At 50.8% G+C, this 17285-nt stretch carries 16 protein-coding genes; 7 read left to right on the top strand and 9 right to left on the bottom strand.

Annotated elements, in window-relative coordinates:
• Positions 1–197 precede the first annotated feature (197 nt).
• The 4 genes from NB640_RS05215 to NB640_RS05200 all read left to right on the top strand — a co-directional run bounded on the left by NB640_RS05215 (position 198) and on the right by NB640_RS05200 (position 4771).
• Positions 198–1460, top strand: a complete 1263-nt coding sequence (locus tag NB640_RS05215; RefSeq protein WP_269310132.1) for a putative Na+/H+ antiporter — start codon at positions 198–200, stop codon at positions 1458–1460.
• Between the two features lie 159 nt (positions 1461–1619).
• Positions 1620–3002, top strand: a complete 1383-nt coding sequence (locus tag NB640_RS05210) for a replicative DNA helicase (protein WP_269310131.1) — start codon at positions 1620–1622, stop codon at positions 3000–3002.
• Positions 3003–3056: 54 nt separating this feature from the next.
• Positions 3057–3683 (top strand): DUF47 domain-containing protein, encoded by a 627-nt coding sequence (locus NB640_RS05205; RefSeq protein WP_269310130.1) that lies wholly within the window; start codon positions 3057–3059, stop codon positions 3681–3683.
• Between the two features lie 80 nt (positions 3684–3763).
• Entirely contained in the window at positions 3764–4771 is a 1008-nt protein-coding gene (locus tag NB640_RS05200; RefSeq protein ID WP_269310129.1) for an inorganic phosphate transporter, read from the top strand.
• On the opposite strand, the gene NB640_RS05195 is transcribed toward NB640_RS05200, so the two are convergent.
• Positions 4760–5788 carry a DUF475 domain-containing protein gene (locus tag NB640_RS05195; RefSeq protein ID WP_269310128.1) on the bottom strand — a complete coding sequence of 343 codons (1029 nt, stop codon included), beginning with the start codon at positions 5786–5788 and terminating at the stop codon, positions 4760–4762. The genes NB640_RS05200 and NB640_RS05195 overlap by 12 nt on opposite strands.
• Before the next feature lie 111 nt (positions 5789–5899).
• Positions 5900–6256, bottom strand: a complete 357-nt coding sequence (locus tag NB640_RS05190) for an HPF/RaiA family ribosome-associated protein (RefSeq protein WP_269310127.1) — start codon at positions 6254–6256, stop codon at positions 5900–5902.
• A gap of 96 nt (positions 6257–6352) precedes the next feature.
• Between NB640_RS05190 and nhaR the strand changes: the two genes are divergently transcribed.
• On the top strand, positions 6353–7282 hold the full coding sequence (gene nhaR / locus NB640_RS05185; RefSeq protein WP_269310125.1) for a transcriptional activator NhaR: 930 nt from the start codon (positions 6353–6355) through the stop codon (positions 7280–7282).
• Here nhaR and rsmA read toward each other — a convergent pair.
• The 4 genes from rsmA to NB640_RS05165 are packed head-to-tail and all read right to left on the bottom strand — an operon-like array spanning position 7277 to position 13210.
• On the bottom strand, positions 7277–8047 hold the full coding sequence (rsmA, locus tag NB640_RS05180; RefSeq protein ID WP_269310124.1) for a 16S rRNA (adenine(1518)-N(6)/adenine(1519)-N(6))-dimethyltransferase RsmA: 771 nt from the start codon (positions 8045–8047) through the stop codon (positions 7277–7279). The genes nhaR and rsmA overlap by 6 nt on opposite strands.
• A 20-nt stretch (positions 8048–8067) precedes the next feature.
• Positions 8068–9117 carry a 4-hydroxythreonine-4-phosphate dehydrogenase PdxA gene (gene pdxA / locus NB640_RS05175; RefSeq protein ID WP_269310123.1) on the bottom strand — a complete coding sequence of 350 codons (1050 nt, stop codon included), beginning with the start codon at positions 9115–9117 and terminating at the stop codon, positions 8068–8070.
• Positions 9114–10523, bottom strand: a complete 1410-nt coding sequence (locus NB640_RS05170; protein WP_269310122.1) for a peptidylprolyl isomerase — start codon at positions 10521–10523, stop codon at positions 9114–9116. Before NB640_RS05170 ends, pdxA begins: the two co-directional genes overlap by 4 nt.
• 38 nt (positions 10524–10561) lie before the next feature.
• Positions 10562–13210 (bottom strand): LPS-assembly protein LptD, encoded by a 2649-nt coding sequence (locus tag NB640_RS05165; protein ID WP_269310121.1) that lies wholly within the window; start codon positions 13208–13210, stop codon positions 10562–10564.
• A 92-nt stretch (positions 13211–13302) separates the two neighbouring features.
• Between NB640_RS05165 and NB640_RS05160 the strand changes: the two genes are divergently transcribed.
• Positions 13303–14337, top strand: coding sequence for an aminoglycoside phosphotransferase family protein (locus NB640_RS05160; protein WP_269310120.1), 1035 nt, complete (start codon positions 13303–13305; stop codon positions 14335–14337).
• A gap of 31 nt (positions 14338–14368) precedes the next feature.
• Positions 14369–15082, top strand: coding sequence for an N-acetylmuramate alpha-1-phosphate uridylyltransferase MurU (gene murU / locus NB640_RS05155; RefSeq protein ID WP_269310119.1), 714 nt, complete (start codon positions 14369–14371; stop codon positions 15080–15082).
• Between the two features lie 60 nt (positions 15083–15142).
• Here the strand turns inward: murU and NB640_RS05150 are convergent, their stop codons facing one another.
• The 3 genes from NB640_RS05150 to panD are packed head-to-tail and all read right to left on the bottom strand — an operon-like array spanning position 15143 to position 17277.
• A complete protein-coding gene (locus NB640_RS05150; RefSeq protein WP_269310118.1) occupies positions 15143–16591 on the bottom strand; it encodes an NAD(P)(+) transhydrogenase (Re/Si-specific) subunit beta in 1449 nt (482 codons plus the stop codon).
• A complete protein-coding gene (locus NB640_RS05145; protein WP_269310116.1) occupies positions 16591–16905 on the bottom strand; it encodes an NAD(P) transhydrogenase subunit alpha in 315 nt (104 codons plus the stop codon). The genes NB640_RS05150 and NB640_RS05145 overlap by 1 nt, the downstream gene beginning before the upstream one ends.
• Before the next feature lie 12 nt (positions 16906–16917).
• A complete protein-coding gene (gene panD, locus NB640_RS05140) occupies positions 16918–17277 on the bottom strand; it encodes an aspartate 1-decarboxylase (protein WP_269310115.1) in 360 nt (119 codons plus the stop codon).
• Between the last annotated feature and the right edge of the window lie 8 nt (positions 17278–17285).

Here is a 17285-nt window from a genome sequence, read left to right as displayed (position 1 = left end):
AAAGGCAGTGTAACGGGGTGCGGCACAGGAATCAATTTTATATGCCGGTGAATGATCCAGTTTATAATACATGCAACGTGATGTTGTGCCGATGATTTTTTATTCTGTGTGCATACTCACCTTCTATCGTTATTAATGAATGAAGTGTTGCCTGGTGTTGATGCGGGCAAACACTTTATCAGGGAATTTTCCGGGTCATGACTCAACCTCAGTGGATCGAATATACAGGCGCCGCGCTTTTTCTTTTTGCGGTACTGCATACTTTTTCGACTAAATTTTTTATCCGGCTTGCAAACAAGGAAACCCGGCATGCCGGATTATGGCATTTGCTGGGTGAAGTGGAGGTGGTTTTCGGTTTCTGGACATTTATTCTCCTGGTATTTCTTGCTGTTGCCAATGGCTCAACGGCTGCCGTTGACTATCTGGATGCCCAGAATTTCACAGAGCCGCTGTTTGTTTTTGTCATTCTTGTGATTGCCGGAACCCGCCCTGTTCTCCAGGCAGCGCGTTTGCTGATCAATATTCTGGATCGCCTGATTCCTTTGCCCAAAAGTGTCAGTTACTACTTTCTGTTGCTGGCCGTTGTTCCGCTGTTGGGCTCTTTCATTACCGAGCCGGCAGCCATGACACTGGCGGCACTCATGTTGCGGGACCGGTATTTATCCCGCCGGATTCCCGAATCCATGAAATACCTGACCTTTGCCATTTTGCTGGTCAATGTGTCCATTGGCGGCGTGCTGACGCCTTATGCTGCTCCTCCCGTATTGATGGTGGCGGAAAAATGGGGATGGGGGATGGATTTCATGCTGAGCATGTTCGGCTGGAAAGCCGCGCTGGCGGTATTTATCAATGCTCTGGCAGCAACCTGGATATTCAGGCGTGTCCTGCTTCGCCTGGACGATCTTGAAGATGATTTTGAGATTGGTGCTGTTCCACCGCTTGTGATGGGGATCCATCTGGCTTTCCTGGCGGGAACTGTTATCTTCAGCCACCATCCCGCCGTGTTTTTAGGACTTTTTCTTTTCTTCCTCGGGTTTACCGAGGCTTATAAACAGTACCAGAGTCCACTGATGCTGCGGGAAGGGTTGCTGGTTGCCTTTTTCCTGGCGGGCCTGGTTGTGCTGGGAAGCATGCAGAAATGGTGGCTGCAGCCTGTTTTGGCAGGGATGGATTCCCTGATGCTTTTTATTGGTTCCACGCTGTTGACGGCAATTACGGATAATGCAGCATTAACCTATCTGGGTTCTTTGGTGGAAGGGCTGTCTGATGCCAATAAATACGCACTGGTTGCCGGTGCCGTAACGGGCGGGGGGTTGACCGTGATTGCCAATGCGCCCAACCCGGCCGGTTTTTCTATCCTTAAAGGTTCTTTCGAGGAAGAATCCATCAATCCGATGATGATGTTTCTCTTCGCTTTGCCGCCCACGGTTATTGCCGCCTGCTGTTTCTTTTTTCTGTGATTTCAAAAGCTTGCGCTCTCCTCTTGAGCCCGTGGCTTATGCCGGAAACCGGCATGACCTAGTGCATTGATTTCTCTGCGGAAAGATGAAGATGTCCTGTTGTCGTTTCATGAAAATTGGCTCTTCTTCATGCGGCCTCAAAAGGGTATAATGCCAGCCATGAATGTATCAGTCGATCCTCAGTTGGAATCCCTGCGCACCCCTCCCCACTCCATTGAAGCAGAGCAATCTGTACTCGGAGGCCTTCTTCTTGATAATGCCGCATGGGACCGGATAGGTGATCTGCTTGGCCAGGATGATTTTTATCGATTCGATCATCGTCTTATTTTCCAGCACATTTCCCGGTTGATTGCCGCATCACGGCCTGCTGATGTAATTACGGTTTACGAGTCGCTCTCTAGTATTGGCAAGGCTGATGAGGTGGGGGGATTGTCCTATCTGAATGCGTTGGCGGTAAATACTCCCTCTGCGGCCAATATCCGGCATTATGCACAGATCGTGCGTGATCGCAGCATATTGCGCAAGCTGATTACCACGTCAGACGAGATTGCGGGGACGGCTTTCAATCCGAAGGGAAAAGAGGTCAAGAAAATACTGGATGAGGCGGAAGCCAAGATTTTTTCGATTGCCGAAGATGGCTCACGCGGTACACAGGGATTTCAGGAAATCCGGCCTTTGCTGACGCAGGTCGTCGAACGGGTGGATGAGCTTTACAATCGGGAAAATAAAAATGAAGTGACAGGTATTCCCACCGGTTTTCTTGACCTGGATAAAATGACGTCAGGGTTGCAAGCCGGTGATCTTGTTATCGTGGCGGGACGTCCGTCCATGGGAAAGACCGCGTTTTCTGTCAACATCGGGGAGTTTGTTGCTATTGAACACGGGTTGCCTGTCGCCATATTTTCCATGGAAATGAGTGGCGCCCAGTTGGCCCAGCGTATGATTGGTTCTGTTGGCAGGCTGGATCAGCAGCGATTAAGAACCGGTCAACTGACAGAAGATGACTGGCCGCGCCTGACATATGCGATTCAGAAAATGAACGAAGCCCAGATTTTCATTGATGAAACCCCGGCATTATCCAGTGACGCGCTGCGCTCCAATGCGCGTCGCCTTGCCAGGCAGTGTGGCAAGCTGGGACTGATTATTGTGGATTATCTGCAGTTGATGTCACCCAATTCGGCAGGGGAAAACCGCTCAACAGAGATTGGTGAAATCTCGCGCGGATTAAAAGCCCTGGCCAAGGAACTGGCTTGCCCGGTTATTGCACTTTCCCAGCTCAACCGTTCGGTTGAGCAAAGAACAAACCGGCGCCCCCTGATGTCCGATTTACGTGAATCCGGTTCCATTGAGCAGGACGCGGATCTGATTCTGTTTATTTACCGGGATGAAGTATATAACCCTGATTCACCGGATAAAGGATCTGCTGAAATCATTATTGCCAAGCAGCGTAATGGTCCAATCGGGGATGTCAGGTTAACGTTTATTGGACAACATACCAAATTTGAAAACCATTCCGGCTCGCAGGGCATGTATGATCATTAGTTTTGCTGCCGGCCTGGACCAGATTAACTGAATAACTGAAAGCGAAAGAGACTTATGTTTGGACGTTTTATGCCTACGGACGGGAAATTTTTTGACCTGTTCAACCAGCATGCAGAACTGTGTGTAAAAGGGGCGCGGGAACTGGTTGCGCTGATGACGCAATTTGACAATCTGGAAAGACGCCTGCATGCCATTGAGGCGATTGAAAAGCAGGCCGACAAGGTGACCTACATGACGGTAGGCAACCTGCACAAGACGTTTATTACGCCGCTTGACCGGGACGATATCCACCGGCTGATTACCAAGATGGATGATGTCCTGGACATGATGGAAGATGCGGCCCAAACCGTTTCGCTTTACGATGTTCAGGTCATTACACCTGAAGCCCAGCGCCTTGCCGAGCTTTGCTTAGGCTGCACAGAAAAGATCCAGGAAGCAGTATCGCTCCTGCACAACATGAACAATTCACGGCAGATACTGGAAATATGTGAAGAGGTGGATCGTCTGGAGTCGGATGCGGATCATGTGATGCATGCCGCGTTATCCAAACTCTTCAGGGATGAACCGGATGTCCGCAACCTGATCAAGTTAAAAGCCATGTATGAATTTCTCGAGCAGGTGACGGATCTTTGTGAAGATGTCGCCAATATTATCGAGGGCATCGTTGTGGAAAACGCATGAGTGTGAAAACAGGATGCCGGGCCAATCGGACATCTCATAAACTGCCTCATTTATCTTATTTCTTTGACTGACTGAAGCTCATGCCAACTTATCAATTCAGCATCTATATTCTGGTTTTCCTTGTTGGACTGGCACTTGTTTTTGACTTCATGAATGGTTTTCATGATGCGGCCAATGCGATTGCAACAGTCGTCTCCACCGGCGTTCTCAAGCCGCATACTGCTGTTGCGATGGCAGCCATGTCCAACTGCGTCGCGATTTTTGTCTTTGATCTGCATGTGGCGGCAACGGTCGGGAAGGGAACGGTTGATCCTGCCATTATTGATCATTATGTCGTTTTCGGCGCCCTTGTCGGCGCCATCGCCTGGAACGTTATCACCTGGTACTACGGTATCCCGTCCTCTTCTTCTCATGCATTGATTGGTGGGCTTGTCGGGGCCGCAATCGCCAAAGCCGGGTCCGGTTCGCTGATTGCCTCCGGGCTGTTTAAAACCATCGCGTTTATCGTGATCTCTCCTTTTCTCGGGTTCATGCTCGGCTCGCTCATGATGCTTCTGGTGTCGTGGATTTTTGTCAATTCCCAGTCCGGAAAGGTCGACAAGTGGTTCAGGCGATTGCAACTGGTGTCGGCTTCTTTATACAGTCTCGGCCATGGCGGCAATGATGCCCAGAAAACCATGGGTATCATCTGGATGCTTCTGATTGCGGCAGGTGCAACGGGAACCGAGGAGCGATTGCCGTTATGGGTCGTGATCAGCTGTTATGCCGCCATTGGCGGGGGCACGCTTTTTGGCGGATGGCGTATCGTCAAGACCATGGGGCAGAAAATAACGAAGCTCAAACCTGTGGGCGGATTCTGTGCCGAGACAGGGGGGGCAATTACACTCTTTGTTGCGACAGCGCTTGGTATTCCGGTGTCCACAACCCATACCATTACCGGCGCTATTGTTGGTGTCGGGTCATCCAGAAAAATGTCGGCGGTACGGTGGGGGGTTGCCGGTAATATTGTCTGGGCGTGGATCCTGACGATTCCTGCCTCTGCTTTTATTGCGGCTGTTGCGTGGTGGGTGGGGACATTAATTTTTTGATGCCCTGTTGTTTTCCCGCCGGTTGGCAATAATGGAACTGACCAGGGAGGCGATGATAAGCAAGGCGCCCAACAGGCCGGTGACCGCTTCCGGAATATGGGCATTCACACCAAACATCATCAGCATGGCAAGCGCACCAATTGCCCAGAATGCACCGTGTTCCAGGTAACGATACTGGTTTAATGTGCCTCGCTCAACCAGAAGAATGGTGAAGCTTCGGACAAACATCGCACCGGCTCCCAGTCCGAGCGCAATAATGAAAAGATTATTGGTCAGCGCAAAAGCACCCAGTACCCCATCAAATGAAAAACTGGCATCGATCAGTTCAAGGTATAAAAATCCGCCAACCCCCTGTTTGACAACGTGCTGGGCTGTTTCTTCATCCCCCGGACTGAGCAGTGATGCCAGCCCTTTGGTGAGGATAAAGGTAATAACGCCCCACATACCGGCAATAATGAACTCATTGCGTTTTTCCGGCGGCAGGATATAGGAAACGATAATGATAATGATCAGGGCAATTGCTGCTTCTATGGCTTCCATCTGTCCGAGTTTGGTCAGCGGTTTTTCGATGTAATGCAGCCAGTGCTCTGTTTTGTGCCGCGCAACAAAAAAGCTGAAGCACACCATGAGTAAAAATGCGCCGCCAAAGGCCGCCACCTGATGGTGTGCGGAAGTCATGATCCGGGAATATTCGGCGGACTGGTAAATGGCCAGTTCAATGGCATGAATCGGTCCCATATCGCCCACAATACCCACGATGAGAAGCGGGAAGACCAGGCGCATGAGGAAAACGGCAACAATAATGCCCCATAACAGAAAGCGCCTGCGCCAGATGTCATTCCAGTGATTGAGAATACCGGCATTGACAACGGCATTGTCAAATGAGAGGGCAACTTCCAGTGCGGTAAGAAAGACAACCGTCAGTACCGCCCCGACACCGCCCAGGAAGAAAGCGCCGATAACGGCCAAAATACATGCAGCAAACGACCAGGTGAAATAAGAAAGGGTCGATTTCATGCAATGGTTCCTTGTCGTAAAAAGAAGGGGAAGCCGTTATTATTCCAGTAAAACCGCATCGGTCAGAATGGATTATTCGCTTGCACAAGGAGCATGAAAGCGTTGTTTTTTTCAGGTGCCCAGAAAAGATTTTTTGATATACAACGGCATGGTGACATGCGGGATGGCTTTTGTCCTTGATAGAACCCGGCTGACGACTTTTGAGACCCGTTGCGTGGCCATATCGATGGCGCTGGTAATATCCGCAGCAAAGCCGGTGACGATAATCGGCGATATGCCTGGTAATTTCACATGAATCAGGCAGCGTTTGTCGACACCGCCACGCGAACCATTCAGGTCGGTCAGACGGATGGTGATATCCTGAATACTGTGCTGTGTACGGGTCATCACGCTATTCAAGCGCTTTGTAATATATTCTCTGAGTGATTCACTGGCTTTTATGCCTTTGGCGATGATAGTGGGTGTCATACTTTCTCCTGCGATAACCTATGCTGATATTTTAAAGAATAGCTGCGCATAAAAAAAGAGAAGATAATAGTACGATTACTTCAAAAAAACTGAACAATGAGCAATCCTAATCTTAATTTTCGTCATCTCTATTATTTCTGGGTTGTTGCCAAGGAAGGCGGGATAACCCGGGCAGCACGGCGGCTGGGTGTTGCTGTGCAAACGATCAGCATGCAGTTGTCTCTCCTGGAAAAGGCCGTGGGGAAAACGCTGTTTGCGCCACAGGGACGGCGTATTGTCCTGACAGAGGCGGGGCGTCTGGCACTGGGTTATGCTGACCAGATTTTTATGCTGGGTGAGCAATTGCAGGAAGTGCTTTCCGAAGATGATGTCGGTCAGAACATGCGCCTTACGGTAGGCATTTCAGATTCGCTGCCCAAACTGATTGCCTATCGCCTGCTGGAAGTCGCGCTTCTGATGCCACAGCGTATCCGGATAGCGTGTTATGACGGTGAGTTTGAAGCGTTGCTGGCTGATCTGGCGCTGCACAGGCTGGATGTTGTCCTGACTGACCGTCCTGTAAATCCAGGCACCAGTTTACGGGTATTCAGCCATGCGCTTGGGGATTGCCAGATCAGTTTTTTTGGAACAGAGCCACTTGCACAGGCTTACCGGGAACATTTTCCGGCCAGCCTTAACGGCGCACCGGTCCTGTTGCCAACGCGGAACAATACGTTGCGCGTACGTCTCGACCAGTGGTTCGAGATGAATGGATTACGTCCCAATATCGTGGGTGAGTTTGAGGACAGCGCACTGTTGACAACATTCGGTCGAAGCGGCCTGGGCATGTTTCCTGCGCCAATGGCGCTTGCCGCTGATATCAGGGAGCAATTTAATGCGGTTCCCGTTGGGGAACTGGCGGATGTACGGGAATATTACTATGCAGTTTCTGCAGAATTGAAAATCCGGCATCCGGTTGTCGAAGCCATTTTGTCAGCGCCGCACACGGGTGTGTTTGGTAAGGAGCCTGGAAAAAACGTGTCATGACAGGCGATTTGCCAGGGAAATAAATTGTTCAACCGGTATTTCCTCCGGCCGTTTCCCGGGATCAATGCCAACGTCAACCAGATCGGCTTCAGTAAACAGCGGCGCCAGGGTATTACGCAGGATTTTTCTGCGCTGCGAAAAGGCCTGGGTGACGGTTTTCTCCAGTTTCCGGCTGTCACATGCTGCTGGCTCTACGCGTGGAATCATGCGCACAATCGCCGAATCCACTTTGGGAGGCGGATGAAAGGCTGAAGGAGGAACAATAAAGAGCAACTCCATGTGGTATTGCCATTGCAGCATGACTGATAAGCGGCCGTAGGTTTTGCTTCCCGGTTCCGCTACCATGCGTTCGACCACTTCTTTTTGCAGCATGAAATGCTGGTCTTCAACCCGGGAGGCAAAAGGCACAAGGTGAAAAAGCAGGGGAGTCGAAATGTTGTAAGGGAGATTGCCGACAATGCGCATTTTTTTGTCTGATCCTGATGCGATTTTTTCAAAATCGAACTGCAGGACATCGCCCTGGTGAATGACCAGGGTATCGGGCGATCCCGTTTTTTTCAGCCGTTCAACAAGGTCGCGGTCCAGTTCAATCACATGCAGTAGCGGGAGAAAGCGCGACAATAGGTGGGTCAATGCGCCCAGGCCAGGGCCGATTTCAACCATCAGATCTGTCTTTTTTGGTGCAATGGCTGTGATGATGGCCTCCAGGATGGAGACATCCTGGAGAAAATTCTGACCAAACCGTTTTCTCGGGGTGTGTTTCATTTTTTTCCTATTAAAATCCCTTATCGCGATACCATGTCTGCCGCCAGCCGGATAGCCTCTATCATGCTGCCATCGTCGGCACGTCCCGTTCCCTGCACCGCAATATCCAGCGCGGTGCCATGATCAACCGAGGTGCGGATGACCGGTAGTCCCAGTGTCACATTGACCCCATGGCCAAACGTGGCGTATTTCAGGACAGGAAGTCCCTGGTCGTGGTACATCACAAAAAAACAGTCTGCCTGGTCAAGATAATGGGGTAAAAACAGGGTGTCAGCCGGGAAGGGGCCTTCTATTTTCATGCCCTGTTGCTGGAGAGACTGAATAACGGGGGTGATAATTTCAATTTCCTCCATGCCCAGATAGCCGTTTTCACCAGCATGCGGGTTCAGGCCGCTCACCAGGATGCGAGGCTGGAGAATCCTGAATTTTTCCTGCAATTCCTGATGCAGGATACGAAGTGTCCGCATGAGTGAAGCTTGTGTAATGGCATCAGGGATGTCTTTCAGGGGCAGGTGCGTTGTCGCCAGTGCCACTCGTAATGACCCGGACTTCAGACCGGTCGGGGAGTCAATGTGGCCTGCCAGAAGCATCACAACCTGGTCTGCCTGCAGTTTTTCAGCGAGATATTCTGTATGTCCGGTAAAGGCAATCCCGGCTGCATTGATGGTGCTTTTCTGTACTGGCGCAGTAGCAATGGCATCGAAGTGTTTTTTGATTGTTCCTTCAATGGCAATATCCAGCCAGGAAAGTATTGCCGTGGCGCTTGCCGGGTCAGGATAACCCGGTTTGACAGGCTGTGCGAGAGGGCGGTCTATGATGACAAGCGTCCCTGGGTGGCAAAGCGAGCGGATGTGAGGAATGTCTTCCCTGGTTGCATGATGCAATTTGATTTCCGGATCAATATCCGGCGCAAGCTTTTCCAGCAAAAGCGAGTCACCGATCAGAACCGGATAAACATCATGCCTCAGTTTCCATGCGGCCTTAAGCGCGATTTCAGGCCCGATTCCGGCCGGTTCACCCAGTGTGATGGCAATAACAGGAAGCGGTGACATCAGGAAGTCCTCCGTCATTGTTCTTCAAACCGGTATTCCACATAGGCGCGATCACGAAGCTGGCGCAGCCATTCTTCAGTGGCTTCCTCAATTTTCCGTTCCCGCAGAGCCTGTTTGGCTGCAATGCGTTTTCTTTCCACGGAAGCATCTTCCGTTTTGCGTTCGATCACTTCAATCAGGTGAAAACCAAACTGGGTTTCAATCGGTTCACTGATCTCTCCGGGCTGGAGCGACATGAGTGCTTTTTCAAATTCCGGTACGGTGTCACCTGCGTATATCCAGCCCAGGTCGCCACCCCGGCTGGCTGAGGTGTCATTGGAGTACATGCGTGCCAGTTCCTCAAATGTGGCGGCTTTATTGACCAGGCGTTCCTTGAGCTCAACGAGCTTGCGGCGGGCTTCATCGGCAGATACCAACTGGTTGACCTTGATCAGGATGTGGCGGGCATGAATCTGCTGAACAGCCCCTCCCATGGGCAGTGCTGTGGGGGTGCGGACAGGAGCTGCTGATGCCTGTTGTGCCTGGCGCCTGTCGAGTACTTTCAGGATGTGAAAACCATTGGCGCTTTTCAGAATACCTGTCATTTCGTCTTTTTTCAGATTGGCAACCGCTTCAATAAAGAGGGTGGGCAGACGATCCAGTGCGCGCCATCCCATATCGCCGCCATTCAACCCTTCATCACCATCAGAATAGGTGGCCGCATTTTGCTGGAAGCTGCCACCAGCCTGCAGGCTTTGAAGCACATGCTCAGCCCGGTCACGGCGTCCGGAAATCTGCTCGGGGGACGCGTTTTCGGGAATACGGATCAGGATATGTCCCAGGCGGATTTCCTGTCCTGATTCTGCTGCTTCTGCCGTGATGGGATTGGTTTGCTGAATCCCCAGGAGATGGTCGACTTCCGAGTCGCTGATTTCGATCTTACTGACAACTTCCAGGTCTCTCAAGCGTTGGCGCGCCACGTCATTGCGGATATGTTCACGGAAACCCGCCAGGGATGATCCATCGGCTTGGAGCTGTTTTTCAAACTGTTCCATGCTCATGTGGTTTTGTTCTGCAATCATGGCAACCATAGCGTCAAGTTGCCGGTCATCCACACGAAGTCCGCGCTCTTTTGCCATCTGCAACTGGACGCTTTCCACAATCATGCGTTCCAGCACCTGGCGTTCCAGTTCCGCGCGTGGCGGGTGAATTCCCTGCTGATTCAGGCGTTTTTCAATCACGGTGACACGTTCATCCAGCTCTTTTCTGGTAATGACATCACTGTTAACGACGACAACAATGGAGTCGACTTTCACTTGGGGTGCTGTCTGTGGTGTTGAAATCGGCTGTGCAAGGCAAACAGAAACGGTTGCCAGCAGTGTCATGATGGTCGTCAGAAATGCACGAAGAAAAACCATTCTGGTTGGCAGGACGAAAGCGCGCATAATACTAATACCCTTCACTGAAAATTACTGATAACTCTTTATTCGTCATACGCTGTCAGCGGGCGATAACCCGGAATGCCTTTCCTCAGCACTTCCATGGGGTTTGAGCCAATCTTGGACATGCCCCTCAATTCTAGCTGGAAGAAGAGTGCCGTGTTCGATTCGGAAGACGAGGTTGCATACCGCTGTGCCACAACGCGGCCAATCCAGCAGTCTGCGTTGTATTCGACACCAAATAAACTTTCGATGGTTTTGTTGTCGGGCAGAGAATAACTGACCTGACCGACAGCATACCAGCGTTTGCCCAGTGGCCATTGGCCGGAAATATTGATCTGATCAATGGCGTTACCATATTCATCCGTGGAATTGCGCAGATAGCGGTACTCGGCATTCAATGCCATTTTATCAGCAGGCCGCCACTGTAGACTGTAGTTGGCGCTGTAGGTGCGGCGTGTGCTCTGGTTATACTGCACAGACGTGTCGACAGCCAGTTTTGGCGTCAGCAGGCCGCTGGCCATCAGCAGCAGGTCGGAACGGTTTTCGTTACGCTTCTCGATCGGCGAGTAAAGCGCAACGCGCTGGTCAGAAAAATAATAGCGCTGGCCGATAGTAAAACGCATTCTCTCTGCGCCGGATTGCTCAATATAACGTGAGGTTACGGCCGCGGTCAGATTGTTTGCATCCGCTATCCTGTCTTCACCGACAAACCGGTTTTCTTCAAAGAGCTGGGCATATCCAAAGCTGGGTTCACCTGAGTCGAACACCGGATATTTATTCTGGTTACGGTAAGGTGTGTAGACATAAAACAGCCTGGGCTCCAGTGTCTGCGTCATGTCTGTGCCAAAAAAAGAGGTATCGCGCTCAAAGATCAGGCCGCCATCCAGAGAGAATGTGGGAATGGCTCGCGACATGGTACGGTCCTGGTCAGGGCGGATATATTTATCATCCAGATCGTAGCTGGCATAGTGAACAGACGCTTTTGGGGTCAGGAAAGAGCCACTTGAAACAAGCGGGAAAGCAATTTCCGGTTTGACGACATAGCGCTCACCACGCTGACGGTTCCACAGCTTGTCATCAGAAAGCCAGAAGCGTGTGTATTGAAAGTTGGCAGTAAGATCAAACCCTTTAACATCATAGCCCTGCGCGTTGATATTGACGTAGGGCAGTCTGTCATAGCTGGGAATAATTGGTAGTTCCTTGTCCTGCAGAACCTGGTAGCGACTGGCTCCGGCAGTGATATTCCAGTAAGTATCCGAGTATTGCAGATAGCCATCCTGCAGCAAGAGGCGGTTTCCCCTGACGATCTGGCTGGAAAAGTCATCCGGGTAGTTATCGTCAGAAGCCTTGTTGAAATCCCAGGCATACCGCCAGCCAGGTGCGAAATCATGTTCGTGCTGGGACGAGATGGCATAACGGTCCCGGTGTGCCTCATTGTCACTCGGCAGGTATTCGACGTAGGTTTCCCCCTTGTAGTTCTGCCCCAGGTAACGTCCATTCGCCCCCATCTGGAAGCCGCGTTTCGCGATGTATTTGGGGAAAATGGTCAGATCATAATTAGGCGCCAGATTAAAATAGTATGGGACCATCAGTTCCATGCCACCTTTTGACGTGGCGCCCATGGTCGGCGGTAAAAAGCCGGACTTTCTTTCGCTGCTTAGCGGAAAAGTCAGGGATGTACCGGCCAGAATAGGCACATTCTTGAAATAAAGAACAGGATATCGGGAGGTGCCAATATTTTTTGCGGTATCCAGGTCCAGCGTTTCGGTTGCCAGATACCAGTCAGGATTTTCCCCTTCGCAGGTTGTGTATGTGCCATTGACGATGGTTGTGTTGTATTCATCTTCCAGGTCAATACGTTCCGCTTTGCCCTGACCACCGGCCATATCCATCCGGTATTTTGCCTGAGTGAGTACCCCTTCTCCGGTATCCATGTTGAACTGCATGGATTCAGACCGGTAGCGGTTGCCATATTGGGTGATATCCACATTGCCAATGACTTCAATTTCATTTTCTTCCTGGCGGAAGATGCCGTGGTTGCCGGTGATGCGGGTCTGTCCTTTCTCTATTTCAATCAGATAATCAAGATTCATTTCCCGGTCCGGGCGCCCGGTGATCTGTTCTGCCCACATGATGACTGGCGCATTTTCATCATCTTCCAGAATGGTTTTCTGTTTGCGGGGCGTCTTTTGCGTATCGGCATAAAAATCAAAGGACCGGGTTTTCTGCTGACCATACCTGCGTGGGCCTTTCGCCAGTGTGAGGCTCATTGTGCGCTCATGCTCAAAGAGCGCGTAAGTTTCAGGCACTCTTGACAGTCTTTTTTGCGCATCGCGCTGGTATGTGAGGCTCAAGCCACGATCAGACCTGGGTGCCGTTGCCGATTGATAACCGGCTGGTGTTTTTTCCGGCTCTTTGGCGATAATGGTTTCCCTGCGGTATATGATCGGCTTATCGTCCCTTTCTGGAGGCGTGTCACCACCGCCGGTCTGGTATTGCAGATTGAGTCCGCGATCCAGACGACCAGAAAGGGGGCCTTGCTTTCGCATGGACTGTGCTGGTGAATGATCTTCCTCAGGGTCACGCGATGTCTGGTTGATCTGTGCCCCTGCGGTTATCGGCAAGGTTGAGACAACCAATATCACGGGCAATAACTGATACCAGCGAAAAATGGCAGGGCGAAAGATCATTTAAAGATTGGATATGGATTTACGGCAAATTTCTGGCGAATCAATTATTATATGAGAACTTTATGCTTTAAAACGTAACAGCCCCTTATTTCATGTCATTATCTTCAGGCCCCATGATATCTTCAGATCCCCGTCTGGCCTCACTGCAACAATGGCTGGGTTCGCTTTCCCGGCATGGTGTTGATTCCAGAACCATTCGTCCCGCATCATCTGATGCCAGTTTCAGGCGTTACTTCCGGATTGATTCTCCCACCGGCAGTTACATCATCATGGATGCACCGCCTGAAAAAGAAAATGTTCAGCCATTTATTCATGTCGCGGAAGTTTTCAGGCAATGTGCGGTTTGTGTGCCGGAAATTGTTGAAAAAAATATTGATGAGGGTTTTTTACTGCTTTCTGATCTGGGTAATACAACTTACCTGCAAAAACTCAATGAGAAAAATGCGCATGACATGTACCTGGATGCGATTGATGCATTGGTGCGCATCCAGGCGACAAGCCGCTCGGGTGTCTTGCCTGAGTATGACAGGACATTGCTTTTAAATGAACTGACACTTTTTCCCGAATGGTATGTGAAAAAGCATCTGGGTATTCAGTTGTCAGAAAAACAGGCGGCATCCCTGCAAAAAATATTTGACCTGATTTTAGGCAATAATCTGGCACAGCCGCAGGTCTATGTGCATCGGGATTATCATTCCCGCAATCTGATGGCGCTTGAAACCGGGAATCCGGGGATACTGGATTTTCAGGATGCGGTATTTGGCCCGATTACCTACGATCTGGCATCACTTTTGCGGGATGCTTATATCGTCTGGGATGAAGAGCGCGTGCTGGACTGGGCGATACGGTATTGGGAAAGGGCACGCAAGGCAGGGTTGCCGGTCAATCCGGATATCGACATGTTTTACCGGGATTTTGAATTCATGGGCCTGCAGCGCCATCTGAAGGTGCTCGGGATTTTTGCACGGCTGTATCACCGGGATGGCAAGGCCGCTTACCTGGATGATCTGCCGGTTGTGATGGAATATACTTACAGAGCGGCTTCCCGATATCCCGAACTGGCACCACTTGCGCAGCTTTTGGATCAGCTTTTGCAAAAAGAGACGCAGGTCGGATACACCTTTTAGTTAAACCATGATTCATGCGGCAGGAACCAAAATGAAAGCCATGATATTTGCAGCCGGTCGGGGTGAGCGACTGCGCCCCCTTACTGACACTATCCCGAAACCTTTGCTTGAAGTTCGTGGCAGGCCATTGATCGTCTGGCATATTTTGAATCTGGTCCGTGCCGGTATTACAGATATGGTCATTAATCATGCCTGGCTGAGTAACCGGATTGAAGAAGCGCTGGGTGATGGATCGCGTTTCGGTGCAAACATTATTTACTCGGCAGAAGGGGAGGCGCTTGAGACGGCGGGAGGTGTTGTCAACGCGCGGCATTTGCTGGGAGAGGATCGTTTTGTGGGTATTGCCGCTGATGCCTACTGCCCGCATTTTGACTTTTCCCAAGTCAAAATCGCGCTTGAAGACAATGACGTCTGGGGAAAACCGCATGCTGATGACAAGAAAGATATGGCCTGGCTGTATCTGGTCAAAAAGCCGCCTTATTATGAAAAAGGGGATTTCTCACTGAATCTCTTTTCAGTCAGTAATGAAGGGGAACGGCCTTATACCTTTTCCGGTATTGGTGTTTATCGTATGGCCATGTTTGATGCCATACAGCCGGGTGAGAAAGCACAATTGGGGATGCTGTTAAGAGCGTATGCCGATAAAGGTCTTGTTGGCGGTGAAGTTTACCGGGGTGACTGGACAGATGTGGGCACGGTTGACCGATATGAAATGCTGAATGCGCCACTGTCTTTTGAACGATAAACCGGAAACAACATCATAAAAAAACGCGCCGAAAGGGCGCGTTTTTTTATGATGAGACCTTTAGTCTACCGCCTTGACCATGTCTTCAATCACTTTTTTCGCATCGCCAAAGACCATCATGGTTTTATCCATATAGAAGAGTTCGTTGTCCAGCCCGGCATAACCGACAGCCATGGAGCGTTTGTTGACAATGACTGTTTTGGCGCGCTGTGCTTCGAGAATCGGCATGCCGGCAATGGGTGATTTCGGATCCTTTGCTGCCGGGTTGACCACATCATTGGCGCCAAGAACCAGTGCCACATCAGCCTGCGCGAATTCGCTGTTGATATCTTCCATTTCAAAGACCTGGTCATAGGAGACTTCCGCTTCTGCAAGCAGCACGTTCATATGTCCAGGCATGCGCCCGGCTACCGGATGGATAGCGTATTTGACTGTGACACCGTGCTCGGTCAGCTTATCGGTCAGTTCTTTTAAGGCGTGCTGTGCCCGTGCGACTGCCAGACCATATCCCGGAACAATCAGTACCGTATCGGCATTCATCATCAGAAAAGCCGCATCCTCTGCCGAGCCGGATTTGACATTCCGGGGCGCCTGATCTCCTGCTGCCGCCGCACCCGCATCACCGCCAAATCCGCCCATGATCACATTGATAAAGGAGCGGTTCATGGCTTTACACATGATGTACGAAAGAATCGCGCCGGATGAGCCGACCAGTGAGCCGGCAATAATCAGCATGGCGTTATTCAGGGAAAATCCGATGCCAGCCGCCGCCCAGCCGGAGTAGCTGTTTAACATGGAAACCACAACCGGCATGTCAGCACCACCAATGGGAATGATGATCAGCACCCCCAATATAAAGGCAATGGCGGCCATGATCAGAAAAGGCGTCCAGGCTGGTTCGGCGCCAGGCGCAAAGCAGAACACCAGCCCGAGAGCGATCATGACCAGCGCCAGGATCAGGTTGACGATATGCTGTCCCCTGAAAACAACAGGGGCACCCTGAAACAGGCGGAATTTGTATCCACCTGATAGTTTGCCAAAAGCGATGACAGAACCGGAAAAGGTGATGGCGCCCACAAAAGTGCCGATAAAAAGCTCAAGGCGATTTCCGAAAGGGATGGGTTCCCCCCGTGCCACGATCTGGAAGGCAAACGGTTCGGCAACAGCAGCAATGGCAATAAAAACCGCTGACAGACCAATCAGCGAATGCATGGCTGCAACCAGTTCCGGCATTTTGGTCATTTCCACCCGTTTTGCCATGACGGCACCGATCAGCCCGCCGACAAGAATACCACCGGCAAGCAGGCCATAACCCAGTCCACCGGATCCGGTGTATTCGGATTTGAGCTTGATAATCAGCGCAATCGTGGTGAAGGTGGCAATGGCCATGCCGATCATGCCAAAGACATTACCACGCCGGGCAGTGGAGGGATGGGAAAGGCCTTTTAACGCCTGGATAAAGCAGACAGATGCAACGAGGTAAAGCAAGGTAACGAGATTCATGCTCATTATTTGCTCTCCCCGCTTTTTGCTTTCGGTTCTTTTTTCCTGAACATTTCCAGCATGCGCTGGGTGACCAGAAACCCGCCAAAGACATTAATGGCGGCCAGCACCACAGCCAGTGTCCCCATTACCTGAGCGACAATGCCTTCTGTCAGGGCGGTTGCCAGCATGGCGCCAACAATGACAATGGCAGAAATGGCATTGGTTACGGCCATCAGGGGCGTATGCAGTGCTGGCGTTACTGTCCAGACGACATGGTAGCCAACATAAATGGCCAGAACAAAGATAATGAGATTGATGATGGTGATGCTTACTTCCATAGCGGTAACCCGTTATTCTTTCATACCGGCGATTTTGTTCTTTTCATCAACAAAAACAATTTTCGGCTTGAAGGTTTTGATTTCCTCATCGGTCATGGGACCGTAGGTGCAGATGATGAGTAAATCACCCAGCTCTGCACGACGTGCGGCAGCGCCATTTAAGGAAATTTCACCGGATCCGCGTTCGCCGGGGATCGTGTAGGTTGAAAAACGTTCGCCATTATTGACGTTGTAAAGTTCGATGCGTTCATATTCGAGGATGCCGGCAGCTTCCATCAGATCCTGGTCAATGCCGCACGAACCCTCATAATTGAGGTCGCACTGTGTGACCGAGACGCGATGAATTTTTGAACGGAGCATGATTCGTTGCATTGTTGTTT

The sequence above is a fragment of the Oxalobacter vibrioformis genome (genome assembly GCF_027118995.1).
Lineage (GTDB): Bacteria > Pseudomonadota > Gammaproteobacteria > Burkholderiales > Burkholderiaceae_D > Oxalobacter > Oxalobacter vibrioformis.
The sequence above is the reverse complement of the archived record's forward strand: the minus strand, read 5'-3'. Positions and strand labels throughout refer to the sequence as shown.

What these genes read in the sequence shown, in the direction of transcription:
- NB640_RS05145 (WP_269310116.1), bottom strand. Translation starts at nt 16,905, where the DNA reads ATGGAAGTAAGCATCACCATCATCAATCTCATTATCTTTGTTCTGGCC.
- NB640_RS05215 (WP_269310132.1), top strand. Translation starts at nt 198, where the DNA reads ATGACTCAACCTCAGTGGATCGAATATACAGGCGCCGCGCTTTTTCTT.
- NB640_RS05190 (WP_269310127.1), bottom strand. Translation starts at nt 6,256, where the DNA reads ATGACACCCACTATCATCGCCAAAGGCATAAAAGCCAGTGAATCACTC.
- NB640_RS05160 (WP_269310120.1), top strand. Translation starts at nt 13,303, where the DNA reads ATGTCATTATCTTCAGGCCCCATGATATCTTCAGATCCCCGTCTGGCC.
- murU (WP_269310119.1), top strand. Translation starts at nt 14,369, where the DNA reads ATGAAAGCCATGATATTTGCAGCCGGTCGGGGTGAGCGACTGCGCCCC.
- NB640_RS05170 (WP_269310122.1), bottom strand. Translation starts at nt 10,523, where the DNA reads ATGCGCGCTTTCGTCCTGCCAACCAGAATGGTTTTTCTTCGTGCATTT.
- NB640_RS05165 (WP_269310121.1), bottom strand. Translation starts at nt 13,210, where the DNA reads ATGATCTTTCGCCCTGCCATTTTTCGCTGGTATCAGTTATTGCCCGTG.
- panD (WP_269310115.1), bottom strand. Translation starts at nt 17,277, where the DNA reads ATGCAACGAATCATGCTCCGTTCAAAAATTCATCGCGTCTCGGTCACA.
- pdxA (WP_269310123.1), bottom strand. Translation starts at nt 9,117, where the DNA reads ATGACGGAGGACTTCCTGATGTCACCGCTTCCTGTTATTGCCATCACA.
- nhaR (WP_269310125.1), top strand. Translation starts at nt 6,353, where the DNA reads ATGAGCAATCCTAATCTTAATTTTCGTCATCTCTATTATTTCTGGGTT.
- NB640_RS05200 (WP_269310129.1), top strand. Translation starts at nt 3,764, where the DNA reads ATGCCAACTTATCAATTCAGCATCTATATTCTGGTTTTCCTTGTTGGA.
- rsmA (WP_269310124.1), bottom strand. Translation starts at nt 8,047, where the DNA reads ATGAAACACACCCCGAGAAAACGGTTTGGTCAGAATTTTCTCCAGGAT.
- NB640_RS05195 (WP_269310128.1), bottom strand. Translation starts at nt 5,788, where the DNA reads ATGAAATCGACCCTTTCTTATTTCACCTGGTCGTTTGCTGCATGTATT.
- NB640_RS05150 (WP_269310118.1), bottom strand. Translation starts at nt 16,591, where the DNA reads ATGAGCATGAATCTCGTTACCTTGCTTTACCTCGTTGCATCTGTCTGC.
- NB640_RS05210 (WP_269310131.1), top strand. Translation starts at nt 1,620, where the DNA reads ATGAATGTATCAGTCGATCCTCAGTTGGAATCCCTGCGCACCCCTCCC.
- NB640_RS05205 (WP_269310130.1), top strand. Translation starts at nt 3,057, where the DNA reads ATGTTTGGACGTTTTATGCCTACGGACGGGAAATTTTTTGACCTGTTC.